The 25,607-nt window shown below is 57.7% G+C and carries 22 protein-coding genes; 18 read left to right on the forward strand and 4 right to left on the reverse strand.

The features are described from left to right. Positions 1 to 135: 135 nt before the first annotated feature. Entirely contained in the window at positions 136 to 2,967 is a 2,832-nt protein-coding gene (gene uvrA / locus QPM17_RS19345; protein ID WP_285392982.1) for an excinuclease ABC subunit UvrA, read from the reverse strand. 191 nt (positions 2,968 to 3,158) lie between these two features. Here uvrA and QPM17_RS19350 point away from each other — a divergent pair, with 191 nt between their 5' ends. From QPM17_RS19350 to QPM17_RS19435, 18 genes are all read left to right on the forward strand, one after another. Further along, a complete protein-coding gene (locus QPM17_RS19350) occupies positions 3,159 to 4,529 on the forward strand; it encodes an MFS transporter (RefSeq protein ID WP_285392984.1) in 1,371 nt (456 codons plus the stop codon). Between the two features lie 58 nt (positions 4,530 to 4,587). Beyond that, positions 4,588 to 5,115 (forward strand): single-stranded DNA-binding protein, encoded by a 528-nt coding sequence (gene ssb, locus QPM17_RS19355; protein ID WP_285392986.1) that lies wholly within the window; start codon positions 4,588 to 4,590, stop codon positions 5,113 to 5,115. 166 nt (positions 5,116 to 5,281) lie between these two features. Then, complete coding sequence (locus QPM17_RS19360; protein WP_285392989.1) at positions 5,282 to 6,796, forward strand: PilN domain-containing protein; 1,515 nt, start codon at positions 5,282 to 5,284, stop codon at positions 6,794 to 6,796. After that, entirely contained in the window at positions 6,793 to 7,485 is a 693-nt protein-coding gene (locus tag QPM17_RS19365) for an MSHA biogenesis protein MshJ (protein WP_285392991.1), read from the forward strand. Before QPM17_RS19360 ends, QPM17_RS19365 begins: the two co-directional genes overlap by 4 nt. Position 7,486: 1 nt before the next feature. Then, positions 7,487 to 7,801, forward strand: a complete 315-nt coding sequence (locus tag QPM17_RS19370) for a hypothetical protein (RefSeq protein WP_285392992.1) — start codon at positions 7,487 to 7,489, stop codon at positions 7,799 to 7,801. Then, entirely contained in the window at positions 7,798 to 9,528 is a 1,731-nt protein-coding gene (mshL, locus tag QPM17_RS19375) for a pilus (MSHA type) biogenesis protein MshL (protein WP_285392994.1), read from the forward strand. Before QPM17_RS19370 ends, mshL begins: the two co-directional genes overlap by 4 nt. Position 9,529: 1 nt before the next feature. Next, entirely contained in the window at positions 9,530 to 10,369 is an 840-nt protein-coding gene (locus QPM17_RS19380) for an ExeA family protein (protein WP_285392996.1), read from the forward strand. Further along, positions 10,366 to 11,463 (forward strand): tetratricopeptide repeat protein, encoded by a 1,098-nt coding sequence (locus tag QPM17_RS19385; protein WP_285392998.1) that lies wholly within the window; start codon positions 10,366 to 10,368, stop codon positions 11,461 to 11,463. Before QPM17_RS19380 ends, QPM17_RS19385 begins: the two co-directional genes overlap by 4 nt. A gap of 3 nt (positions 11,464 to 11,466) precedes the next feature. After that, a complete protein-coding gene (locus QPM17_RS19390) occupies positions 11,467 to 13,260 on the forward strand; it encodes a GspE/PulE family protein (RefSeq protein WP_285393000.1) in 1,794 nt (597 codons plus the stop codon). After that, entirely contained in the window at positions 13,260 to 14,489 is a 1,230-nt protein-coding gene (locus QPM17_RS19395) for a type II secretion system F family protein (RefSeq protein WP_285393001.1), read from the forward strand. The genes QPM17_RS19390 and QPM17_RS19395 overlap by 1 nt, the downstream gene beginning before the upstream one ends. Continuing rightward, positions 14,490 to 15,077 (forward strand): hypothetical protein, encoded by a 588-nt coding sequence (locus QPM17_RS19400; protein ID WP_285393003.1) that lies wholly within the window; start codon positions 14,490 to 14,492, stop codon positions 15,075 to 15,077. A gap of 25 nt (positions 15,078 to 15,102) precedes the next feature. Next, positions 15,103 to 15,621, forward strand: a complete 519-nt coding sequence (locus QPM17_RS19405; RefSeq protein WP_285393005.1) for a type II secretion system protein — start codon at positions 15,103 to 15,105, stop codon at positions 15,619 to 15,621. Between the two features lie 30 nt (positions 15,622 to 15,651). After that, complete coding sequence (locus tag QPM17_RS19410; protein ID WP_285393007.1) at positions 15,652 to 16,122, forward strand: type IV pilin protein; 471 nt, start codon at positions 15,652 to 15,654, stop codon at positions 16,120 to 16,122. A gap of 147 nt (positions 16,123 to 16,269) precedes the next feature. Beyond that, positions 16,270 to 16,731, forward strand: a complete 462-nt coding sequence (locus QPM17_RS19415; RefSeq protein ID WP_285393009.1) for a type II secretion system protein — start codon at positions 16,270 to 16,272, stop codon at positions 16,729 to 16,731. Next, positions 16,728 to 17,219 carry a type IV pilus modification PilV family protein gene (locus QPM17_RS19420; RefSeq protein WP_285393011.1) on the forward strand — a complete coding sequence of 164 codons (492 nt, stop codon included), beginning with the start codon at positions 16,728 to 16,730 and terminating at the stop codon, positions 17,217 to 17,219. Before QPM17_RS19415 ends, QPM17_RS19420 begins: the two co-directional genes overlap by 4 nt. Next, a complete protein-coding gene (locus tag QPM17_RS19425) occupies positions 17,219 to 18,004 on the forward strand; it encodes a PulJ/GspJ family protein (RefSeq protein ID WP_285393013.1) in 786 nt (261 codons plus the stop codon). The genes QPM17_RS19420 and QPM17_RS19425 overlap by 1 nt, the downstream gene beginning before the upstream one ends. Next, the gene (locus tag QPM17_RS19430) at positions 17,994 to 18,407 is read left to right on the forward strand and encodes a hypothetical protein (RefSeq protein WP_285393015.1); all 414 of its coding nucleotides are present in this window, start codon (positions 17,994 to 17,996) and stop codon (positions 18,405 to 18,407) included. The genes QPM17_RS19425 and QPM17_RS19430 overlap by 11 nt, the downstream gene beginning before the upstream one ends. Beyond that, positions 18,404 to 22,099 carry a DUF6701 domain-containing protein gene (locus QPM17_RS19435; protein ID WP_285393017.1) on the forward strand — a complete coding sequence of 1,232 codons (3,696 nt, stop codon included), beginning with the start codon at positions 18,404 to 18,406 and terminating at the stop codon, positions 22,097 to 22,099. Before QPM17_RS19430 ends, QPM17_RS19435 begins: the two co-directional genes overlap by 4 nt. A gap of 10 nt (positions 22,100 to 22,109) precedes the next feature. Here QPM17_RS19435 and ntrC read toward each other — a convergent pair whose 3' ends face one another. The 3 genes from ntrC to QPM17_RS19450 all read right to left on the reverse strand — a co-directional run bounded on the left by ntrC (position 22,110) and on the right by QPM17_RS19450 (position 25,477). Further along, a complete protein-coding gene (gene ntrC / locus QPM17_RS19440) occupies positions 22,110 to 23,537 on the reverse strand; it encodes a nitrogen regulation protein NR(I) (protein WP_285393019.1) in 1,428 nt (475 codons plus the stop codon). After that, positions 23,534 to 24,616 carry a nitrogen regulation protein NR(II) gene (glnL, locus tag QPM17_RS19445; RefSeq protein ID WP_285393021.1) on the reverse strand — a complete coding sequence of 361 codons (1,083 nt, stop codon included), beginning with the start codon at positions 24,614 to 24,616 and terminating at the stop codon, positions 23,534 to 23,536. Before glnL ends, ntrC begins: the two co-directional genes overlap by 4 nt. A gap of 330 nt (positions 24,617 to 24,946) precedes the next feature. Continuing rightward, positions 24,947 to 25,477: a DUF4124 domain-containing protein gene (locus QPM17_RS19450; protein ID WP_285393022.1), complete on the reverse strand. Its 531-nt coding sequence runs from the start codon at positions 25,475 to 25,477 to the stop codon at positions 24,947 to 24,949. Positions 25,478 to 25,607 lie beyond the last annotated feature (130 nt).

Raw genomic sequence — 25,607 nt, forward strand, 5'->3', positions numbered from 1 at the left:
GTGTCCACTAGAAAATAAGTGGACACTATCCTGACGGCAGCAGCGCCAGGCTCAAGATGGGATTACCGGCCGCTTACCATTAAGTAGGTCGGTTTAGGCTCGAAGGGCCGTATACCGACACCCAGGCCGCGGCCCCTACTTCAAATTCCTGTCCAACACCCCCTTCAAATACCGCCCCGTATGCGACCCCTCAACCTCAGCCACCGCTTCAGGCGTACCCTCAGCCACAATCCGACCACCACCAGAACCACCCTCGGGCCCGAGATCAATAATCCAGTCCGCTGTCTTGATAACATCCAGATTGTGCTCGATCACTACAATGGTATTGCCGTGGTCCCGCAATCTTTGAAGAACGGTCAGTAGTTGCTGGATGTCGTAAAAGTGAAGGCCTGTGGTGGGCTCATCAAGAATGTAGAGAGTCTTACCGGTATCGCGCTTGGACAGCTCCTTGGCGAGTTTTACACGCTGGGCTTCGCCTCCTGATAGGGTGACGGCGCTCTGGCCCAGGCGAATGTAGGACAGCCCAACATCAATCAGTGTCTGCAACTTGCGGGCCAGGAACGGGACGGGGTCAAAAAACTCCCGGGCTTCCTCCACGGTCATCTCAAGCACTTCATGGATGTTTTTGCCCTTGTAGCGGACTTCAAGGGTTTCCCGGTTGTAGCGTTTGGCTTTGCAGACGTCGCAGGGCACGTAAACGTCTGGAAGGAAGTGCATTTCAACCTTGATGACTCCGTCGCCCTGGCAGGCCTCACAGCGACCACCCTTGACGTTAAAGCTGAAGCGGCCGGGTTTGTAACCACGGGAGCGGGCTTCCTGAGTGCCGGCGAACAGTTCACGGATCGGGGTGAAGAGACCTGTATAGGTGGCCGGGTTCGATCGCGGTGTCCGGCCGATAGGGCTCTGGTCAATATCGATAACCTTATCGAGCTGGTCCAGGCCTTTCAGGGACTCGTAGGGAGCGTGGGTCAGGCTCGTGGCCTTGTTGAGCTTTGCTGCGCAAACCGGGTACAGGGTGCTGTTGATCAGGGTGGACTTGCCAGAGCCGGAAACGCCTGTAACACAGGTCATGACGCCCAGGGGCAGTGTCAGCGTAACGCTGTTGAGGTTGTTGCCGGTGGCGCCTTTGAGTACCAGGCTTTTTCCATTGTTGGTGTGGCGCCGCTCGGGAATTGCGATTTCTTTTTTGCCGCACAGATATTGGCCGGTGAGGGATTCCTCGGAGGCAATAATATCTTCGGGAGTGCCCTGGGCAATGATGTGGCCTCCGTGAACACCGGCACCCGGCCCAATGTCGATAACATGGTCTGCTGCGCGAATGGCGTCTTCATCATGTTCAACAACAATAACGGTGTTGCCCAGGTCGCGAAGGTGGAACAGTGTGGCAAGGAGGCGGTCGTTGTCTCGTTGATGCAAGCCTATTGAGGGCTCATCGAGGATATACATTACCCCCACCAGCCCTGCGCCAATCTGACTGGCCAGTCGGATGCGCTGTGCTTCACCGCCGGATAGGGTGTCGGCGCTACGCTCAAGCGTCAGATACTCCAGCCCGACGTTGACCAGAAATTGCAGGCGCTGGCGGACTTCCTTGAGAATCTTCTCGGCGATCTCGCCCTTGCGGCCGGGCAGGGCGAGTTTTCCGAAGTACTCATGGGCGTCACCAACGGGCATGTGGGTCACATCGGAGATGTTGTTCTTCTCGATGAATACATGCCGTGCACTGCGCCGCAGCCGCGAACCTCCACACTCCTTGCAGGGCTGAGTGCTGAGGTTGCGCGCCAGTTCCTCCCGCATGCTCTGTGATTCGGTTTCCCGGTAGCGGCGCTCGAGATTGGGCAGGATGCCTTCGAAGGGGTGGGCCTTCTCCATGATATGTCCGCGGGAGTTCACGTAGCGGAATGGAATGTCTTCGGTGCCGGAGCCATGAAGCAATACCTGGCGGAAGTCTTCCGGAAGGTCTTCCCAGGGAGTGTCCATATCGACACCGTAGTGCTCGGCAACGCTGGCCAGCATCTGGAAATAATACACTGCGCGACGGTCCCAGCCCTTGATGGCCCCTTCGGCAAGGGTGGCTTCCGGATGCTGCACGATTTTCTCGGCATCAAAAAACTGTTTGACACCCAGACCGTCGCAGGTGGGGCAGGCGCCTGCCGGGTTGTTGAAGGAAAACAGACGCGGTTCCAGTTCGCTGATGGCATAACCACACTGGTTACAGGCATAGCGGGCGGAAAAGGTGTGTTCCTCTCCCTCGTTATCCATGGGGGCAACCAGAGCGATACCCTCGGCCAGCCCCAATGCGGTTTCAAAGCTCTCCGCTAGCCGCTGTTCCAGTCCCGGTTTGACCTTGAATCGGTCCACGACCACGTCAATCTGGTGTTTACGTTTTTTGTCCAGCGAAGGAACGTCATCGATGTCGTAGACACGGCCATCAACCCTCAAGCGAATGAAGCCCTGGCTGCGCATGGTATCGATAACGTGCAGGTGTTCGCCCTTGCGGTCCCGGATTACCGGCGCAAGGATCATCAGCTTGCTGTCGTCTGGCATGGCCAGCACCTGATCCACCATCTGGCTGATGGTCTGGGCTTCCAGTGGCTGATCGTGGTCCGGGCAGCGTGGCTCCCCGGCGCGCGCAAACAGCAGTCGCAGGTAATCGTAGATTTCCGTAATGGTGCCAACGGTAGAGCGCGGGTTGTGGGAAGTGCTTTTCTGTTCGATGGAGATGGCCGGTGAAAGGCCTTCAATGTGGTCTACATCCGGCTTCTCCATCATTGACAGAAACTGCCGGGCGTAGGTGGACAGGGATTCCACATAGCGGCGCTGACCTTCTGCATAGAGAGTGTCAAACGCAAGGGACGATTTCCCGGAACCGGACAGGCCGGTAACTACGATCAGCTTGTCCCTTGGCATATCCAGGTCAATGTTTTTCAGATTGTGGGTTCGTGCCCCTTTGATCTGGATATGGTCCATAATACCTCGCTGTCGAAAAAACGGAGATTATACCGTGTTTGGGCCCCCACCGGCCAAGGCCAGGATGCTTTGAAGCACTTAAATGCAATATGCTTTGCCAGGGTGGCTTCTGTTACAATGCGCAGCGATTTTTCGAAGGGCAGGCACCCTTCTGAACCTACGTTTCCCGAACCCGTACCGTTAGGCGCCCCATGAATTCACTGGAAAGACGCTCCGTTGCAGCACTGGCATCTGTGTACGCCATGAGGATGCTCGGGCTCTTCATGGTCATGCCGGTTTTCGTTCTGCTTGGTACTGACCTTGAGGGCGCCACGCCGGCCCTCATCGGTCTGGCCATCGGTGCTTACGGGCTCAGCCAGGCTGTGCTGCAGATACCCTTCGGTATGCTGTCAGACCGGGTTGGCCGCAAGCGGATGATCTATATCGGTCTGGTATTGTTCGCCGCGGGTAGCTTGCTGGCCGCTGCCACAGACTCCATATACGTCGTAATCGCCGGGCGGATTCTTCAGGGGGCGGGAGCCATTGCCAGTGTGCTGATGGCGTTGCTCAGTGACCTGACCCGTGAGGAAGAGCGAACCAAGGCCATGGCGACGGTGGGTATTTCCATTGGTCTGTCTTTCTCCGTTTCGCTGGTGCTGGGTCCGCTGCTGGGTTCGGCGTTTGGACTTTCTGGCATTTTCTACACCACAGCGGTGCTGGCAGTCTTGGCGATGGTGGTTGTTAGCCGCCTGGTGCCAACGCCCCATGAGCACAAGTCCAGTGCTGATACCCATCCGGCCAGGGCAATGCTGGGTACGGTCCTGTCTGATAGCCGACTGGTGCGACTGGACTTCGGCATATTCGCCCTTCATCTGGTTCTTACTGCGATATTCCTGGTCTTTCCGACAATGCTTCAGGATCAGTTGGGCCTGCCCGCATCCTCCCACTGGTGGTTTTACCTGACGGTCATGGTGACCTCGTTTTTCGCTATGGTGCCGTTTATCATTATCGGCGAGAAAAAACGCAGGATGAAACCGATCCTGTGCGGAGCTATTGCTCTGCTGGCTATTTCAACCGCCAGTATGGGCGGTCTTTCAGGGAGTCTGGTAGCCGCCTGGGGTGTACTGTTCTTTTTCTTCATGGCGTTCAATCTTCTGGAGGCGAGCCTGCCATCGCTGGTGAGCAAGGAGTCACCCGCAGCATCAAAGGGTACGGCCATGGGGGTCTATTCGTCTTCCCAGTTTTTTGGCGCGTTTCTGGGTGGCGCCATGGGAGGGCTGCTTCTTGAGCAACTGGGCTTGCAGGGAGTGTTATGGTTCATGGTGATCGTGCTGCTGCTCTGGCTGGCGGTGGCTCTGACCATGCCGAGCCCGGGTTACACCGCCAGTTTCGTGGTACAGTTACAGCATGTGGCGCACAGCCAGTTTGATGATATTGACGATGCGCTGAGGAAGCTTCCCGGGGTGCAGGATGTGGTCATTCTGGAAGAGGCGGAAACGGCCTACCTCAAGGTGGATCGTCAGACATTCGATGAACTGTCGCTTGCGGACTTTTCATTTGTCCGGCAGGGTAGCAGTTCTTGAAAATCGGAGGCCTGCAGGGAAAGCAGGCTATCCCTGAAAACAGAGTCAGGAGCAGATCATGGCACGAGGCGTAAACAAGGTTATTCTGATCGGGAACCTGGGGCAGGATCCGGACACCCGTTATACCCCGAATGGAAACGCGGTGGTAAACCTGAACCTTGCAACAGATGAAAGCTACAAGGACAGGCAAACAGGCCAGTTGGTGCCGAAAACCGAATGGCACCGGGTCGTGATGTTCGGCAAAATTGCCGAGGTTGCCGGCCAGTACCTGCGCAAGGGTTCGAAGGTTTACATCGAGGGCAAGCTTCAGACGCGAAAATGGCAGAACAAGGAAGGTCAGGACGTTTACACCACCGAGGTGGTGGTGGATATCAACGGCCAGATGCAGATGCTCGATAGCCGCGGTGGCGAGGGCGGAGGCATGAATCAGGGTGCTCCCGCAGGCCGTCCGCAACAGGCAGGTAACGCAGCACCGGCAGCGGCAAACCAGTCAGGGCAGCAGTCCGGAGGCGGTGGTTACAGCCAGCCCTCCCAGGGAAGCATGCCGGAACCGGTTGATGATTTCGACGACGATATTCCGTTCTGAGTATCCTTCGACATGGAAAAGCCCCCGCCCGGCGGGGGCTTTTCTGTTAACGAGTTGCAAAAACAGGTCAAATCAAACAAGAAAACATGGAATTACGTTCACTTTCTCAACTATCATGAAGGTCCAATGTAAAATCCGTGCATTTCTTGAGCACTGAGGCTGGCGAGTGGCCCTAAGCTTTCTAACGAAAATTCTGCGGCGTTCCGCCAAGCGGCAACACGTCTATCTGGAAACTCGCCCGGACGGGATTGCCTGGGCAGAATCCGGAGGGGGTGCCGGTTTTTCTGATTGCTCCCCGGCGCGTCGGGAAGAGGTACTCTCCGCCCTGTCCAGTGAGCGTGGCTGGGCTGGCGCCGACACCACACTCGTTCTCCCTCTTGATCAATACCAGGTCTTCCAGTTGGAACGTCCTGAAGGCATTGATGAGTCCGAGCTCGGGGACGCTCTGAAGTGGAAGCTCAAGGATTTTCTCGATTTCAATCCCTCCGATGCGGTCTCTGATGTGTTTCCCTTCCCCGAGGACGCTTCCCGCGGTCGAGGGAAGCTGGTGAACGTGGTTGCTGCACGAAAATCCCTCGCTGGCGAACTGGTGTCGCTGTTAGAGAATTGTGGTCTTACTCTCGTCGCCATTGATATTGCGGAGCTGGCGCTGCGCAACCTCATACCCCGCATAGACCCGGCTCGGCGGGGAGCAGCGCTGGTTCATATGCGCGAGCGGTTCGGACAGATGATCGTGTGCAAGGGGGAGACGCTGTATCTGTCCAGGCGGCTGGACGTAACCTCGGATGATCTCCGGGATGCATCCAGCCAGGAGAATGCGGTGCAGTCGTTGGCGCTGGAAATGCAGCGCTCCCTGGACTATTACGAAAGTCAGCTGGGGCAGGTGCCGCCTGCCGTCATCCGTCTGGTGGCTCGTGACAGTGTTATGCCATTGTCATCCATGTTGGCGTCCTATGTGGCTGCTAACGTTGAAACACTGGACTGGACGCCTTTTGGCCTTGATGAGCCTCTGGATAGCCGCTGTCTCGTAGCCTGGAGTGCCAGCCTGGCCATGGTGGATGGGGGCGCTGAGAAAACCCAGCAGGTGAACCTCTATACCGATGAACTTCGTCCTCGCAAGGAAAAGTTGCAGGCTGGTGTCGCGCTATCCCTTGTGGTTCTCGCCCTGGCTGGAATTGCAGTGGCTGCTGGCGTTGTCCGCTACCAGGAATCCCGGTTGCAGGCAGAAGTTGGCGCGCTGCAGCAACAGAATGAACGACTTGAGAATTCTGTTGCGCAACTGAGGAGGGATGTGGAAGCTCGCCAGCCCGACCCAGAAGTAGAGGCGGCGCTGGATCGTGTGACCGACACACTGGCACGAAGACAGCAATTGCTGGATCGAGTGGAAAAACTGATTGCTACTGAAACAGCCGGATTCTCTGCGCCGATGTCCGCGTTAGCGCGCCAGGTACCGGGTGGGCTTTGGTTGACTCATATACGGCTCGACGCCCGCAGCGGAGAGGTTGGCCTGGCCGGCAGTGCGCAATCGGGCCGCCTTGTGCCGGTGTACCTTGAAAAGCTCGGTGAGGAGCCTGCTTTTGCAGGCAAAACCTTCGGCAGTTTCCGGCTGGATCGCGAGGAAGACGGGCGCTGGATCGATTTCAGTGTGGCAACGGAAGCTGGCGGGGAGAGTGTGCGATGACACCAGCTTTTCGTCAGCAGTTGGATCGGGGGACAGAGTGGTTTAACGGCCGGCCCGTACGGGAACGGCTGCTGCTTGTCGTTACTGCGGTTGTGGTGATTCTGTTTGCTGGCTGGGAGCTTGCTGTTGCTCCGGTTAAGGCAGCCAACGAACAGCTTCGTTTCCGCCAGATAGCATTGTCAGATACCAGGGCGTCCCTGACGGAAGAGCAGGAAGTGCTTACAGCGCAACTGGCATCTGATCCGTCACAGGTGTTGAGAGAACAGCTCGCTGCCCGGGAACAGAGGCTGGATAGACTCAACAGAGAACTTGCTGAAACCACGGGGCGGCTGATTGCGCCCCGGGCCATGGTCGGGCTGTTACGGGATATGCTGACCGCCCAGGGTAAACTGGAGCTTCTGGGGCTGGAACTCATGGCGCCGGTGGCCGTATTTGAGAGCGAGCCCGATGATACAGGAGACCAGGCCGGCGGCGGGCAAGCCGCAGAGCCACTGCTGTTTGCCCACGATGCTGAAATAGCTGTTCGCGGTGATTATATGGACGTGCTGGCCTATCTTGAGACGCTTGAGGCCATGGATGCCCGTTTGGGGTGGGTGCTGCTGGAATACGATTCCAGTGACTATCCCGATAATGAAGTCAGGATCCGGGTTCGAACCCTGAGCCTCGATCGCGCATGGCTGGGGGTGTGAGATGAGACTGCTATTGGTCGCAATACTGGCCCTGGCGCCCATGACGGCTCTGGCTCTGCAGGACCCGACCCGACCGGAAGGCTTTGGCGCTGTCCGGCAGGCTCAGGCGCCAGAAAAAGAGTTCACACTGGCATCGATATTTATAGGCAATGATCGCAGGGTGGCGGTTATCGATGGCGTTGCCCGCAGGGAGGGACAGACATTCGAGGGTGTTCGCATCAGGCGGATCCACCCGGACCGGGTAGAGCTGGTCGATCAGGGACGAGTGCGAGTTTTACGCCTGGACCCCCTTCCGCAAGTGCGGAGTTCGCAATGACAGACAGACGAGCTGCTATGACACTGAACCGAACGATTCTGACCCTGCTACTGGCCATGGTATTGACGGCCTGCAGCAATAATCCGTTGATGCGGACCAGTCAGGCCACCTCGACAGACGCCGCGACTGCCATTGACGATGCAATGGCCGAGGCTGAAGCGGAGCAGCAACGAAAAGACAGGTCGGAAGAGATGTCCGGTGATGTACCGGAAGACGTCAGCGCAGCGCTTATGCCCTCGTTATCCTCTGCAGCGGATGATGAAGAGCGCTTCGATGTGAATGCCCGGGGGCTGGCGGCCGGACCATTCTTCGAGGCGCTGGTGGAGGGTAGTCGCTACAACGTGGTGGTGCACCCGGATGTAAATGCCACCGTTGACCTGAGGCTCCGGGATGTCACTGTTCCCGAGGTAATGGACATTGCCGGCGATCTGTACGGCCTGGACATCCAGCGCAGCGGCCGCCTTTTCAGGGTGCAGGCCAACAGTGTCCAGACACGAATGTTCCCGATTGACTACCTCCACTTCAAGCGCAGCGGCGGTTCCGAAACCCGTGTCAGTTCCGGGCAGGTCAGCAGTTCGCGGGACAACTCGACCGGGGCCGGTTCAACCCGTGGTAATGGTGACAACGATACGACCGCAAACCTGGTTGGTACGCGGATTTCCACCGAAACGGAATCTGATTTCTGGCAGGACATTGAGCGTGCCCTGAAGATGATCATCGGAACGGACAACGGCAGCCAGGTCATCGTCAACGCGGGCGCTGGTCTGGTGATGGTGCGTTCCGATGGTGACTCTCTCCGGCAGGTGGAAGAGTATCTGCGCCGTACCCAGCTGATCATGCAGCGGCAGGTTGTGCTGGAAGCAAAGATCCTGGAGATTGGCCTCAACGAAGGGTATCAGCAGGGCATCAACTGGGCGGATATCCAGAGTGCTTCCAGCATTACCGCTTCAGATGGGCTGCCGGAGGATTTTACCGCTCAGGCACTGGCGGGGCAGGCTATCAGAACATCTGACATTGGTGGGCTGTTCTCGGCCAGTGTACGTGCGGGTGATTTTACCGGGCTGATTGAACTGCTGGGTGAGCAGGGCAATGTGCAGATACTGTCGAGTCCGCGAATTTCCACCGTGAACAATCAGAAGGCGGTGATCAAGGTGGGCACGGACGAGTTCTTTGTCACGGACATTGATTTTGATGATAACAACTCGGCGGTCACAGCTACTGATCGGACGTCTACATCCGTGGAGCTGACGCCGTTTTTCTCCGGTATTTCCCTGGATGTGACACCACAGATTGCTGAAGACGGCGCCATCACCCTGCACGTTCATCCTTCTGTTAGCGAAGTGAATGATCAGGAAAAGGTCATTACCGTGGGCGACCGGGATGTGACCTTGCCTCTGGCCCGAAGCACCGTCCGTGAGACAGACAGCGTGATTCGTGCCGAGAGCGGTCAGATTGTCGTGATTGGTGGTCTTATCCAGAATACCAGCGAAGACAACAATTCGGCGGTGCCGTTCTTCAGTGAGATTCCTTTGCTGGGGGAGCTTTTCAAGCAACGCCGTTTTCAGTCCCGAAAAAGCGAACTGGTGATCCTTTTGCGACCGGTCGTTGCCGGCAGTCAGCAGATGAATGCGGATGTATCGGCCAGCCGCGAGCGGATGCAGGTTCTGCGTGAGCTGCTGGAATCATCTGAGTCCGTTACACCCCAGCCGGAGAAAGCCAGACGCTAGCATGTACGAATCCTATTTCGGACTGCAGGAAGCACCGTTTGCATTGACGCCCAACACCCGCTACTTCCTTCGGGCACGCAGCCATAGCGATGCGCTGGAGTTGCTGCTGGTGGCATTGCGTGAGCGTGAGGGTTTTATAAAGATCACCGGCGAAGTTGGCACCGGCAAAACCCTGTTGTGCCGGTTGCTGCTTAATGAGCTGGAGCAAACCGCCCATACGGCCTACATTCCCAACCCCCATTTGACACCGGATACCCTTTACGAAGCCGTGGCCGAAGAACTGGGTGTGGATGTAGCGCGTTGCACCAATACCCATCAGATACTCAAGGCGCTGAATGAACGCCTGATTGCGTTGGCCATGGAGCAGAGACAGGTGGTGCTGGTTATCGATGAAGCTCAGGCCATGCCTGAAGAAACCATTGAGGCATTGCGGCTGCTGACCAACCTGGAAACCGAAAGTACCCGCTTGCTGCAGGTGGTCCTGTTCGGCCAACCTGAACTGGATGCACTCCTGCAGCGGGATAGCATGCGCCAGCTCCGGCAGCGCATCACCTTCCAGTATCGTCTGGCGCCCCTGGACCGGGTCTCTGTGGCTCAGTACCTGAGGCATCGCCTGGCCCAGGCCGGCTACAACGGTGGAGACCTGTTTGCACCTTCTGCTCTGCGCCTGATCTCCCGCTCCTCCGGCGGCATTCCCCGACTGGTCAATATCATAGCCCACAAGGCCCTGTTATCGGCCTGGGGTCGCGGCGACCGGCAAGTCAGCCGATGGCACGTGATGCAGGCGATCCGTGATACCGATAGTGCCCGTTTGCCCAACCTGCTGGTGAGGTGGCTATGAGCCTGCTTAATGATGCACTGAGAGCAGCGGAGCAGCGCCAGAACCGGCCAGCGGCCCCAGGTGCCTATGTGGGCGAGCGGCAACAGTCCCACAACAGCCGGCCTTTTCTGCTGGTTGCGGTGGTGGTTCTGTCGCTTCTCATTGCGATTATGGGGGGGTACTGGATTCTTGCAGGCAGCGCATCACCGGAGCCAATGGTTGTAGAGAGCGAGCCGTCCCCAGCCCAGGCGGTTCAGAGAGAGGTTGCGGTCATTGATAACGAGAAGCCGGAAGACGAACCAGTGGCAGCACTGGAAGCCGCGCCACAACGTGAGGTGACCGTGCCCGAACCGAAACAGAAGCCGACACAGGAACCGGAAGCTGCTGAATCTGAAACAAGACAGCCAGAACCGGCCGCATCGCCGGATCCTGTGGCGGAAACCACGGCCAGCAAGGACACGGCCAAACAGGAAACGAAACCCGTCACGGCTGAGGAATCACAATCTGAAGAGGTGTCGACGGCTGGCGTCAAGCAGGCGCCGGAAACGCCGTCCGCAACGGATCGCAGTACGGCGAGGGAACTGGAAAGACTGGTGGCCCGGGGCAACATCATCGACGCAGAGCGCCGTCTTGCAGTACTGACACAGAAACAGACTGCGCCCCGCAGCCGCTATGTGGTCGCCAGGGCGCTCCTGGTGGACGGTCAACAGAATCAGGCCCTGGGCTGGCTGCCCGAGGCCATTGCCTCCCAGCACCCGAAGTTGCGGTTGTTGAGAGCCAGGGCACAGCATGCCAATAGCGACCTGGCCGCTGCCGTCAATACGCTCAATTCAAACGTGCCGCCAGTTGACAGTCACGCGGAATACCGGGTGACCCTCGCCACACTGCTGCAGCAGCAGGGAGAAAGTCAGGAGGCCGCCCGCCACTGGGCCGAGCTGATTGCCTGGGATGACAGCCAGGCCCCGTGGTGGGTGGGGCTGGCGATTTCACTGGAAGCCCAGGGGGAGCCGGCCGGGGCCGCCAGAGCGTACCGGCAGGCAGCCGAACTACCAGGGCTGCCCCGTTCGCTGGCGGACTATGTGCGTCAGCGGCTACAGGCATTGCGAGCAGGATGATTCATGGCTGAAGCAAAGAAAAAAATCCGCATAGGTGACCTGCTGGTCCAGAATGATGTCATCACTGAGCAACAGCTGATGACCGCTCTGCGTGAGCAGAAGAATACCGGGCGGAAGCTGGGCCGGACCCTGATCGATCTGGGTTATGTGGAAGAAGACAATCTCCTGAACATTCTCTCCCGTCAGCTGGATGTGCCCTTCGTGCAACTGCGCCACTTCCAGTTCAACAACGATCTGGTCAAGAAGCTGCCGGAAGCCATGGCCCGCCGTTTCCGCAGTATTGTACTGGCTGAGCAAAGCGGTGAACTGCTGGTGGGCATGGCCGACCCCCTGGACATCTTCGCCTACGACGAACTGGTTCGGGTGCTGAAACAGCCCATCAAGCAGGCCGTTGTGCGGGAAAGCGAACTGCTGAACACCATCGACCTGGTTTACCGTCGCACCGACGAAATCGCCTCGCTGGCGGAAGAGCTGGAAGATGAGCTGGGTGATGATGCCTTTGACCTGGCAGACCTCAGCGCCGAATCCGAAAGCGCCGAAGCCCCTGTGGTGAAGCTTCTGCAGACCCTGTTCGAGGATGCAGTACAGGCCCGCAGCTCCGATATTCACATCGAACCGGACGAGACTGTGGTGCGGATTCGTCAGCGGGTGGACGGTGTGCTGCAGGAACAGGTTATGAAGGAGAAGCGGGTGAACTCCGCGCTGGTGCTTCGCCTGAAGCTGATGGCTGGCCTGAACATATCCGAGAAACGCATTCCCCAGGACGGTCGCTTCAATGTCCGGGTTAAGGGCCGGAGTATCGACGTGCGGGTGTCCACCATGCCGGTCCAGTACGGCGAGTCAGTGGTCATGCGCTTGCTGGACCAGAGTCAGGGAATGTTGAACCTGGATGCCACCGGCATGCCGCCAATGCTGCTGGAGAACTTCCGACGCATGATCAGGAAGCCCCACGGCATGATCCTGGTTACTGGTCCCACCGGTAGCGGTAAAACCACAACCCTTTACGGGGCACTGACGGAGCTGAACCGCCCGGAAGTGAAGATCATCACTGCAGAAGATCCGGTGGAATACCGTCTGCCTCGCATCACCCAGGTGCAGGTAAATCCGAAAATTGGCCTGGAATTCGCCAGTGTATTGCGCGCAGCCCTGCGTCAGGACCCGGACATCATCCTGGTGGGCGAGATGCGCGACCATGAAACGGCGGAGATCGGTTTGCGCGCGGCCATGACCGGTCACCTGGTGCTTTCCACCCTGCATACAAACGATTCCATCAGCAGCGCCATGCGCCTGATAGATATGGGGGTAGAGCCCTTCCTGGTGGCCAGCTCCCTGCTTGGCGTTGTGGCCCAACGGCTGGTGCGCAAGGTGTGTGATAACTGTCGGGAGACATACGAACTCACCAGTCAGGAAAAAATATGGCTGGACCAGTTCGATCTTGACCCGTTGGACCTGGAAGCCGGTTTCGTCCATGGCCGGGGGTGTTACCAGTGCGGCAATAGCGGATACCGGGGCCGGCTGGGTGTCTACGAAATGCTGGAAATGAATGAGGGCATGCTGGATGCGCTGCGGCGTGAGGACATCTCCGGATTTACCCGCGAAGCCCGCAGGAGCCATCTGTACCGCCCACTTGGAATGTGTGCCATGGACTTTGCCCTGCAAGGGATTACCACACTGGAAGAAGTGGCCCGGGTGGCCGCCACCTCGGAAGGTGACATTTCCCTGGAAGAGGTGCCCGTTCTCTCTGAGTCCCAGGGCACCGCTGCGCACCAACCGTCGCCCGGTGAGGGAGGTCTCTGATGCAGTTCAGTTACCGGGGCAAGGATAATAGAGGGTCCGTGCAACAGGGCGCGCTGACCGCGCCCAGCGCTGAGGCAGCAGCATCGGAACTCATGCGCCGGGGTATTACGCCACTTTCCATCCGTGCTCAGGAAGAGAGCGAATCCCTGAGTGAGAAGCTGAACAAACTGCCTGTTTTTCGCAAGAAGATCACCCTGGACGAACTGATTGTTTTCTGCCGCCAGATGCATGCGCTGACCAAGGCTGGCATTCCGTTGATACGGACCATGCGTGGTCTTGCCGACACGACACGCTCACAGGTGCTCGGTGAGGTGCTGGATGATGTCACCGACCGCCTGGAAGGTGGCTCCACCATGGCTGCCGCCATGCAGGCGCATCCGAAGGTGTTTTCGGAACTGTTCATCGCGATGATCCACGTAGGTGAGAATACCGGCCAGCTGGATGACGCATTCAAGCGTCTTTCTGACATTCTTGAACTGGAGCGGGACACCAAGCGCCGTCTCAAACAGGCCATGCGTTACCCCATGTTTGTGGTGATTGCCCTGTTTGGCGCCCTGATGGTGGTGAATTTCCTGGTTATTCCCAAGTTCGCTTCGGTGTTCAACAAACTGGGGGCAGACCTGCCTTTCCTGACCCAGGTGCTGGTAGGTACTTCCAATTTCCTGCTGGGCTATTGGTACATCGTGCTTTTCGGTATCGCCGCGACCGTGCTGCTGGTGCGCCAGTGGAAGCAGACCGAGCAGGGCCAGCTGACGTGGGACCGCTACAAACTGAAAGTGCCCATTATCGGCCCACTGCTGGAGCTGATTACCCTGAGCCGGTTTGCCCGTAACTTCGCCAGCATGCTGTCGGCGGGCATGCCGGCGACCCATGCACTGACGGTGGTCTCCGATGCCACGGACAATGCCTGGATTTCCATTCACATCAAGGAAATGCGGGCCGGTATCGAGCGTGGCGAAAGCCTGTTGCGAACGGCAAGGCAAAGCGAAATGTTCACTCCGCTGATTCTTCAGATGATCGCCGTGGGTGAGGAGACCGGCTCCGTGGATGACATGCTGGTCAATGTGGCCGATTTCTACGATGAAGATGTGGACTACGGGCTGAAGCGGCTGGCGGAGTCCATAGAGCCGATACTGATTGTGGCCATGGGCATACTGGTTCTGATATTGGCACTGGGCGTGTTCCTGCCCATATGGGATCTGGGGGCTGCGGCCATGGGGCGTGGCTGAGTGGTCGGCCAGAAGTATTCGGCGATGTCGGTGCTCACCAACTCACGTCGACTGAGATTTCTGGTTGCTCTGTGTATCCTCTTTGTCCTCTGGTGGGTACTGCTGGGAGTAGTGGAAAGAGAAGCGACAAGGGCTGAGCAGGAAGGCACAAGACTGATGCTCAATCAGATCCGGAGTGTGCTGGTGGTAAAAGGCGCGGAAATTCGCCTGAAAAAAGGGCCTGATTTCAGAGCCTGGGCGGGACGCAATCCCTTCCACTGGTTTGAGTCTGAACCGGCTAGGTATGAGGGAATCTGCCAGCAGGGGCGGCCGGATCACGGCCAGTGGTGTTTCAGGCCGTTACAGGCCGGTGACAAAGTACACAAAAATGACACGGCAGGCGGGTATGGACAGGTTATATTTCAACCACGCCAGCCGATAATCATAGGAGAAAGGCAAGGAAGCCGCGACACACCCCTGGCTTGGGTGGTGGCAGTAGAATTCACGGACAGCAACGGCAATGGACGCCTTGATGAAGCAGATCTCCAGTCCGGGCTGAAGCTTCAGCCGGTGGAGATGCAGCGTGTAAATGGGCATGCTGATTTTTGATAACAAGCCTCAGGGAGGCCGAGCTATGAAGGCGATAACAACAACCAGGCGCCAGAAACGGGGGTTCACCCTGATCGAACTGGTGGTGGTGATATCCATTCTTGCCATTCTCGCAGCCTTTGCGCTGCCACGGTTCGCCGAACTGTCGGACGAGGCCCACCGTGCAAGCATACAGGGCACCTCCGGCGCCTACGCCGCTGCTGTCGCACTGGTGCGCGCGCAATGGACCGCTCGCGGTGCCGCTGGCGCACAGACCGACCTGCCGGGATTTGGTGAGGAAAATGTGGACGTGAGCGCGGACGGCTGGCCGACGGGCGTAAGCGGCAATACCGACCCTGCCAGCATCACCGCAGAGGAATGCCGGGACCTGTGGCTGGCCCTGATGCAGTCCAATGCGCCAACCGTGGCGATTAGTGGTGACACCACTGATTATACCGCTTCGGCGAGTGGCTCGGTGTGCACCTACGAGTACAACCTGAATGGTGGTACCGACAACATTCAATACGACGCCAGTAATGGCGAAGTGATCAAAGTCATCAACTGAACACTTATAAAGCGAGAGCAGGAGTAGACCATGAATGTGATGAATCAGATGGCAGCAAGAAAAGAGAAAGGTTTCACCCTTATCGAACTGGTAATGGTGATTGTGATTTTGGGGATTCTGGCGGCGTTTGCTTTGCCTAGGTTTGCGGATTTTGGAACGGACGCGCGCGAGGCAGCGCTTGAGGGCGGCATTGGTTCCGTAAAATCTGCGGCGGCAATCGCCCATTCACGTTGGGTTGCAAATGGAAGTGTTGCGAGTCAGCCGGTTGACCTCGATGGTGCTGCCGGAATAACGATGTCAGCAGAAGGCTATCCAACGAATGACGTCGATGGTATTGGAACTGCTGCACAATTAGATGCAAACGATTTTTCATTCAACGCTGACGACAATATTGTCTTGGAATCCGCTGAGGATACTGATGGGGACGGCACTGTGGATTGTAACTTTACCTATAATCCTGCCACTGGTGGTGTAACTGCTCGAGCGACTAGCGATTGCTAGTCTAGTAGGTCGGATTAGCGAAAGCGTAATCCGACAAATCTGATCACCGGCCCCGCCCAATGTCGGATTACGCTCACGCTAATCCGACCTACGGTGATTCCGTGTTGACGTTTCACCTGGGGGCGGCCGGGTATCCGGGAGAGGGGCATGACAATAAAGAACGCCCCGAGGTCATCGGGGTTCACACTTGTTGAACTGGTTATGGTCATCATCCTGATCGGGGTTCTCTCCGCCCTGGGTGTTGGCCTGTTTGCCGGCCGTTCTGCCTTTTCTCCCCTGCTGGCAACCCAGCAACTTGCTTCCGCCACGCTGCTTGTACAACAGGCAGCGCTGGCAGGCAATGTCGCCAATACCCTCACTATTGAACAGGACGGCAGCAACTTCCGCTTTATCGTCGGCGCCGGAACATCGGCTTCGCGAACTTTCGAGCTGTCCCGGGAGGGTGCCACACTCTCTGCACCGGGCGGTTTGCCGCTCACCATTACGTTCAACGCAAATGGTGCGCCGGCTGCCGGAGCAAACCTCGAATTCACCTTCACGGGAGACAGCACCTTTGATACCTGCCTGAGTTCACTGGGCGCGGTCTACAGGGGGAGCTGTCAACCATGACATGGCTTCAACGAGGCGCAACACTGGTGGAACTGGTGATGACCATTGTGATCATCAGCGTCGCCATTGCGGGGGTGGTGGGCGCTTTCGCACTGATTTCCGGTCGCAGCGCAGACCCTCTGAACCAGACCCGGGCAGTGGAGCTGGCTCAGTTGTATATGGATGAGATCATTTCGAAAAAATACGACGATGCCACACCCCAGGGAGGTTCGCCGAAGTATGCCGGTACCTGCAATATTGGTCCGGAAGGAGGCGAAACCCGGGATTCCTATGATGATGTGGACGATTACCACAACACCTCGGATTCACCCCCGGAAAGTGCTGAAGCTGTCCTGAACGGTTACAGTGGGTTTGTGGTTGACGTTACGGTGGTCTGCGCTGGCGACGAGGTGGGTTTGCCGGTGTCGGAAGCCAAGCGCATTGGTCTGGCCATTACTGCACCCGGCGGGCAGGCATTTTCGTTCTCGGCCTACAGGGCAAACTTCTGATGCGTCGCGCGGCGGGTTTTACCCTGGTTGAGCTGGTTATCGTCATTGTGTTGCTGGCTATTGTGGCCACAATCTCGGTGCAGTTCATTGCCCTGTCCACTCAGGGAGCCATCGATGTAAGCTCGCGCCAGCAAAGGGCGCTTGCCGGGGTGGTGATCAGCGAGCAGGTGACGCGAAGCCTGAGGGCGGCTTTACCCACTTCTATCCGCACCAATGCTGATGGCTCCTGTATTGAGTGGATGCCCACCAGGGCGGCATCCAACTATCTTGATTTACCGAGAGGCAGCTCTCCATCCTCTTTTGAAGCTGTGCCATTGCCCGGCGGGCAGGCCGCTTCCGGCAGGGTTGTCGTTTACGGTTACGGCAGCGATGTCTATGACCTCAGCAGCCCCGGGCCCGTGTCGCCTCCAGCCAGCATGCCTGCGGGCGCCCCCCCGGTAACCGTTACTTTCGACGGTGGAGCCATTCACCGGTTCTCGGCGAAATCGCCGGAGAAGCGTTTCTATGTGGTTGGTGAGCCGGTTGCCCTTTGCCAGTCTGATCGTTGGCTTTACCGCTATAGTAATTACGGCATCAACCCTCCGGCTGCATCTGGTCTGCCGTCAAACTATCCAGGGCGGGAAGTGCTTGCTGCCAGCCTTAAAGAAAACTCCCTGGTTTTTGAAGTGACCCCACCCACACTTCAACGCGGGGCTGTCGTGTCATTCAGCTTTGTTCTTGAAGACGCCGAAACCGGGGAATCCACCGCCATCAGCCAGGAGGTTCAGATTCGCAATGTGCCCTGATAAACCGCTGAAACGCCATTCTGGTGCGGGCCTGCCTGTTGCCCTGTTCGTTGTGACGGTGCTGGCGTTCCTGGTGCTTGGTATGTCCCAGCTCCAGCAGAGCAGTGGCGAATCCATCAGCCTTCAGATTCAGTCCCAGCGAGCCTTCTTTGCCGCAGAAAGCGGCGCGCAGGTGGCGGTGCGGGACGTACTGGATGCCGATAGCTGCGGCGGCATTAATAGTCCGCTGGACTTTGATGCTGCGGATGGCCTTCAAACCTGTGGCGCAGCGCTGGCCTGTGAATCGGTCACTGCGGATATTGGTGGTTCCGGCGGTAATACTGTTTACACCATTACCAGCACCGGTCAATGCGGCGCTGGTGCTGACCAGGCAACGCGGGTAGTGGAGGTACGCGTACGATGAAACGGACCCGTGAATTTTTTGCCGTCCTGTCGGTCCTGGTGATCGGCTGCTTTCTCTCTCCTTCAGCCTGGGCAGCGTCCTGTACCGAGGTATTCGGCGAGCCCGATGGGATGAACGAAAACCTGGAGGCCTCGGACAATACTCTGGATCTGTCTGACATCGCTTTTGCTGACAATCCCTGGCCTGCCTCTGGCACCACATTATCTTCCGGGGATTATTTTGTTCGCAGCGATAACCTGGACAACGGGTATCAGCTGAATGTGGCCGACGGAGCGCAGGTCCGCGTTTTCGTTAATGGCTCCCTGAGCACTGGTAACAATGTCAGCTTTAATCCCGGCGGTAACAGTGATCAGCTCCTGCTAGTCGTAGATGGAAATTTATCGATTGGCAACAACGTTACCATTCGGGGGCTTGTCTACGCTTCGGGGAGCATGAGTCTGGGAAACAACGCCGACATATTGGGCGGGCTGGCTGCCGGCAGTGGCATCTCGATCGGTAACCAGGACCCGATAGCAGATTACAGCGGCGTTGAATCGGGGTTGCTCTCGGGGCTGTGTGCGGCGCCGGTGGAGCTATCAGCGAACGGAGATAGCTCAGGGCCGGTCATTGTTGAAGTGGGTGAGAGTGTTCTACTGAGCGTTACCGGGCGGGAGTGTCCACCGGATGGGCCCTGGTATACCTACCAGGTATGGGAAGACCGCTGGACGATTGATGGAGAGCAGAGTCAGTTCACTAGCGATGACACGCTGTGTGACCGCTCACCCGTCACACGGGCGGTAACGTTTGATGAGCCCGGCGAATACACGGTGAGCTTCCAGGCGCTGTATCGCGAGTGCATGATTGTTTTCGGCTGCGACGCTACGCAACAGTTGTTCGGAACAGATGAGATTAATATTGAAGTGGTGGATCCGGCCGGAGATCTGGCCTGTTTTTCCGACGATTTTGTCAGCGCTCTTTCAGCAGATGATTGGGTGACATCGGTGGCCAGTGGAAGTTTCGAGCCATCAGTGGTTGGTGGTCGTTTACGGATGACTGAAGCTGCAAGCAACCAGTCAACGGCTGCAACGCTGCAGAGGGAAATCCCCGGAGCTGATAACCTTGTCATTCTGGAGTTTGATTATTACGCCTATGGCGGCACTGGGGCGGACGGCCTGGCTATCGTGCTTTCGGATGCCGCCATCACGCCCCAGCCCGGTAGTTTCGGTGGTTCTCTGGGGTATGCCCAACGCAATAATGGCGACCCGGGTTTTGCCGGTGGTTGGATAGGAATAGGGCTGGACGAGTTTGGCAATTTTTCGAATCCCACCGAAGGTCGACAGGGCGGGCCGGGCTTTCGGCCAGATGCTGTCGCCATTCGGGGTGCCTACCAGGGAGGCTATCGTTTCCTCAGAGGTACCGGCACACTTGTAACGGGTATTGACCAGCCTGGCGGTAATCCGTCGGCTCACCGTTACAGGATTACTGTGGATTCCCGCAATGCTGGTGACGCTCTGGTTTCAGTGGAGCGAGATCTGACAGGCACGGGAAACAATTTTCAGGAGCTGATAGGCCCATTCAATGCACTGAATGAAGATGGACAGCCGGACGTACCGGAAAATTTCCTTCTTTCCCTGACCGGATCCACCGGCGGTTCCACAAACATCCACGAGCTCGACAACATCGAGCTTTGCGCGCTTCAGTTAAACCCCGTGGGTGAGCAGATTGACCATTTTGAAATTCTCCACGACGGCGTGGCGCTAACCTGTCAGCCGGAGACTGTCACTATTCGTGCCTGTGCCAATGAAAGTTGTGAGCAATTATTCACCGATCCGGTTCAGGCTACTCTGTCACCTTCGGATGGCTGGCAGGACGGGAATGTAGTCAATTTTTCCGGTGGCTTCAGTGAGGCGACACTGCAGAATACAGTTGCCGGAGAAGTCACGCTGGATGTTATCGGTTCTCAGCCATCCACACGACCCCAGGCCGTCACTCTTTGCCAGGCCGGCGGCGGAGGGCTTTCTGAGGCAGGCTGCGTACTGGAGTTTTTCGATTCCGGCCTGGCATTCGACGTGCCGGACCTGATATCCCACAAGCCTTCCGATGTTGTTGAAGTGCGGGCGGTACGACGGGACGATAGCACGCAAGCGTGCGTACCCGCGTTTGAAAACGTGGAGCGGCCAGTCCAGTTCTGGTTCACCTATGTTAACCCGGACGAGACAAGCCGGCCTGTAAGCCGAGCCCTTTCCATTGATGGTGAGGATGTCAGCGGTGATTTCGGGTCACCCACCACCATTGAGCTGAGCTTTGGAACCGGCGGTATCGCGGAGGTGGAGGTCCGTTATCCGGATGCCGGACGGATGCAACTGGATGGTCGTTACCTGGGGTCTGCAGCTACAGGGGATGAGGGCCTGGTGATGCCCGGCTCGGACCAGTTTGTCAGTGTACCAGCCGGCCTTTGTGTGAGTACTGCCGGTGAGTGTGCCGCCGGGGATGCCTCCTGTCCGTTGTTCGTGAAAGCCGGGGATACTTTCGACCTCTCTATCACCGCTGTTGGCTGGCAGAACGATAGTGACAGTGATCTGTGTGAGGGGAACCCCGTTACTCCCAATTTCCGTCTGCTGGATGTTCCGCTGTCTTCGGGGGTGGTGGCACCCTCCGGCGGGGCGGATGGAACTCTCTCGCCAACGGGGTATTCCCATACACGGTCGGCGGATGCCACGGAAACCGTCAGTGCACGGGTGTCGGAAGTTGGGGTTTTCGAATTTCTGGCAACACCGGCTGCTGGCGGTTACCTGGGCAAAACTGTGCCCCAGGGTACCAGTTCTCCGGCAGGTCGCTTCTATCCTGATCGATTCGATGTACTGGTCGACCCGGGCGAGCTGGAGGCTGAGTGTAAAGTAGCAACGCCGTTCGCCTACACGGGGCAGGATATTGGGTGGTTGTTGGTGCCGAGCGTGGAAATAGAGCCGTTATCGGTGCAGGGAACCCGAACACTGAACTACACGGAGCCGGGTTTTCAGCAGCTTTCGGCAGGAAACGTGACGCGAACCGTTCCTGTGGCGGATAACACAGCGCTGAATCGTGATAACGCGCCAATGGCGGTAACCGCCACCACCGATACTGGCACGCTGACGGTGGTGGAGCCCGGGTTGCTGCAATTCAATTACTCCACTGGAGACGCCGTCCGCTACAACAAATTACCTGAAGCACGGGTGGCGCCTATCGGGCCTGATTTGGAGTATGCCGTGACCGATATTACAGACGCGGATGGTGTCAGCGGCGACGGCGCACCCTATGCGTTCACCCCTGTAGCAGATTTTGACGTGCGGTACGGGCGGCTGGCGATGGACAATGTGTATGGCCCGGAGAATATTCCCGAGCTGCCGATGCCCTTCCGAGTGGAGTACTGGAATGGATCACGGTTTGTGGTTAATGCCGCCGATAGTTGCTCACCCTGGACCACGGCCAACATTGCCAGCCTGGCAGAACATCACACATTGGCGCCAGACTCAGGCATGTTCAATAGTGGTGAGGCAGGCCCGTTACGCCTGCAGCCGGATGGGTCTCAGGGCACGGACACGCTGACATGGAGTGTGGATGACTGGCTAAAGGACGACGCAGACGAAGACGGCACCCTGGAAAACCCCTCTGCCCTGGCCACCTTCGGCGTTTACCGTGGCCATGACCGGGTGATCTACTGGCGGGAAAGATAGGGGAAAAGACTCAGTCTTCCTCCCCCTCCGGATGATCCATCCCCAGCTCATTAATCTTCCGCGTCAGCGTGTTCCGCCCCCAACCCAGCAGAATGGAAGCATCCCGCCGGCGCCCGCCGGTGTGCTTCAGCGCGGTTTCAATCATGATGCGTTCGAACTCCGGCACGGCTGTGTCAAGAATGCCCTTGTGTCCGCGCTTCAATTCCTGTTCGGCCCAGTTACGCAGGCCCTCCTGCCAGGTCTGGCCGGTGGCGGGAGCTTCTGCCTGTTGCATGAGCTCGGGTGGCAGGTCATCGATATGAACCTCACGGCCACTGGCCATTACGGTCAGCCAGCGGCAGGTGTTTTCCAACTGGCGGACGTTGCCGGGCCAGGGCAGGGTGGTGAGGTATTCTTCCGCTTCTGGGCGTAGCAGTTTGGTTTCCACCGCCAGTTCCTTGGCCGCGCGCTTAAGGAAGTGTTCCATCAAGCGGGGAATGTCTTCCCGGCGTTCTGCCAGTTTTGGCAGATGCACCCTGATTACGTTCAGACGATGAAACAGGTCTTCCCGGAAGGTGCCCGCCTGAACAAGTTTTTCGAGGTCCTGGTGTGTTGCTGCGATGATGCGCACGTCCACCTTGATAGGCGTGGTGCCGCCTACCCGGTAGAACTCGCCATCTGCCAGTACCCTCAGCAACCTTGTCTGGGTATCGGCAGGCATATCGCCGATTTCGTCCAGGAACAGGGTGCCGCCGTTGGCTTGCTCGAATCGCCCCTGTCGCGCCGCCGCGGCGCCTGTGAAGGCACCTTTCTCATGTCCGAACAGCTCTGACTCAATCAGATCCTTGGGAATGGCGGCCATGTTCAGCGCGATAAACGGGCGGGTGGCCCTGGGGCTGTGATTGTGAAGGGCCTGTGCTACCAGTTCCTTGCCGGTGCCACTTTCGCCGTTGATCAGGACGGTGATGTTGGAGTGGGACAGGCGGCCGATGGCCCTGAATACCTCCTGCATGGCCGGTGCCTCACCGATGATTTCGGTGTTGCGCTGTGAGCTCTCTGCCTGGGGCTCTGACGTGGCCCGGCGTTCATGGCTGTGAGCCACCGCCCGCTTGACGAGGGCCACGGCATCATCCACATCAAAAGGCTTGGGCAGGTATTCAAAGGCACCGGTCTGGTAGCTGGTTACCGCGCTTTCCAGGTCGGAGTGGGCGGTCATGATAATCACCGGCAAGTCGGGATGCGCGTCGACAATCTGGGACAGCAGGGTGATGCCGTCGACGCCGGGCATGCGGATATCACTGATGATGGCGTCAGGCTGTTCGTGTTCCAGCCGCATCATGATGCTTTCGCCACTTTCAAAGACCCGGGGCTGCATACCGGCCTGGTTCAGGGCGCGTTCCAGCACCCAGCGAATACTGCGGTCGTCGTCAATTATCCAGACGTTTGCCGGTTGGCTCATTGATTGTCCTCCAGGGGCAGGAAGATGATGAAGTCGGTTTCACCGGGCTGGCTTTCACATTCAACCAGCCCGTGATGTTGCCCGATGATGCTTTGGGTAATGGACAGGCCAAGGCCTGTTCCGCTCGCCCGCCCGCTGATCATCGGGTAGAAAACGTTTTGCAGCAGATCCGGTGGTATGCCCGGTCCGTTGTCGATTACGTCCACGCGGCAAACCAGCCGGTGTCGTTTATGGCCAATGGTGAACTGCCGGAGAGCGCGGGTCCGGAAGGTGATGGTGGGCTGTTCGCCGCCGGTCATCTCCGCCTGATTTTCGAAAGCGGCTTCCATGGCGTTGCGGGCGATGTTGAGAAAGGCCTGGATCAACTGCTCTTTGTCACCCTGGAACTCCGGAAGGCTGGGATCATAGTCGCGGCGGAAATTGATACGGCCGCGGCTCTCGGCTTCCAGTAACGTCTTTACTCGTTCAAGCACTTCATGAATGTTGGTGGGGGCCAGTTTCGGCGCCTTGTTGGGGCCAAGCATTCTGTCCACCAGGGACCGGAGGCGATCGGCTTCTGCAATAATGACCTGGGTGTATTCTCTCTGGTCTTCACTGGTCAGCTCCCGGTCCAGTAGCTGGGCTGCGCCCCGAATGCCGCCCAGGGGATTCTTGATCTCGTGGGCCATGCCTCGTACCAGGATCCTTGTGGTCTCCTGCTGAGAGATAATGTCTTCTTCCCGGCTGATGCGCAGCAGTCGATCCCGTGGCTGGATCTCAATAAGCAGTTCGGTAGGATCCAGACTGATGGGAGATACCGAGTAGTCAACAGTGAGCCGTAGGCCGCTTGTGAGTACGAACTCGGCTTCGCGGCGGGTGTACGACTGCCCGTTTTCGGCTGCTGCGTAAAGGGTTTTGAGGGCATCCTCCGAATCGATGAGAATGTCGTTGATCGGGCCCCCCTGGCTGCGCGTTATGCTGGTTTCAAACAGGCTCTCGGCGGCCGGATTGAGATACTGGATCTGCAGGCCGTCCTTCAGCACGATCACCGCTGTAGTCAGGCTGTCCAGTATGCTTTTATATCCGGCCGGTATTGCCATGCTTCCATCCCTTCTGGTCGGCAACGCTTGGTACTCCTGCGGTTTTGCAAAAAGCGAACCACATTGGATGATTGCAGCGTTGCATTTGCGCATTTTGCGGGCATTAGGGCTCAACAGCCCGTAAATGCGCTGTTGTGTAGTGCATAAGTCGTATTGTGCCCGTCAGAACGCCAGCTGGACGCCCTGCGAATGATCAGAGTATGGCTGCTTTGTGGTGCGGGCGCACTAAAATAGTGCGCAGCATAATGTGAGGAGTGACCACATCAGGGTGAGGTGGTCATGGACTTCAGGCGTTCTTCTGGGCAGGGTGTATAGCTTCAGTAAGGTGCTTCAGTTTTTGACACTGGGCCGGTGGATAGTGAAGGTGATGGTTTCGCCGCTTTTAATGGTGACTCCATTGCTGTCTACAATGTTAACGCCAGCGTCGTGAGTGCCACGATACACGTTTCGCACCATAACGGTTCCTGATTCGCTCTGGCCGACGGGCTGCCCATCAAGGGTGACTTCGTATTTGTGATTGTCCCGCAGGGACGGTGAACTGGTAACCTGAAATTCCACATCACCACTACCGCTATGGAAGGCTTCTTCATCGCCAGGCGCAAGAAAAGTGACGCTGTCGTAGGCGGCGCCTTCCTCCTGCACTTTCTGCCTGAGTTGTTCCGTTTCCTGGACAGCTTCAAGCTTCGGCAGGGTGACGGTTGTTACCGGTTTGACCTTGATCTCTTCTGCTTCGGTGCCTTCTACAGGCTCGTCGGTATAGGTGACATTGCCCTGGGAATCGACCTGGCGATACACCTCTGCGGAAAGAGGTTGGGCGATGAGCGTGAGGATACCTGCGACGAATACGAGCCGTGATTTCATAGATACAACCTGTCTGTTGTTTTACCTGATTATCAGCGTCACACCTGTGTATTTCAACGCCATTCCTTGTGCGCCGGGTTACATTCCGTTAAGGGTGGTACGGCATTGTGATTTCCGACACAAAAAAGCC

The organism is Marinobacter azerbaijanicus (assembly GCF_030250645.1).
In the GTDB taxonomy this organism is placed as follows: domain Bacteria; phylum Pseudomonadota; class Gammaproteobacteria; order Pseudomonadales; family Oleiphilaceae; genus Marinobacter; species Marinobacter azerbaijanicus.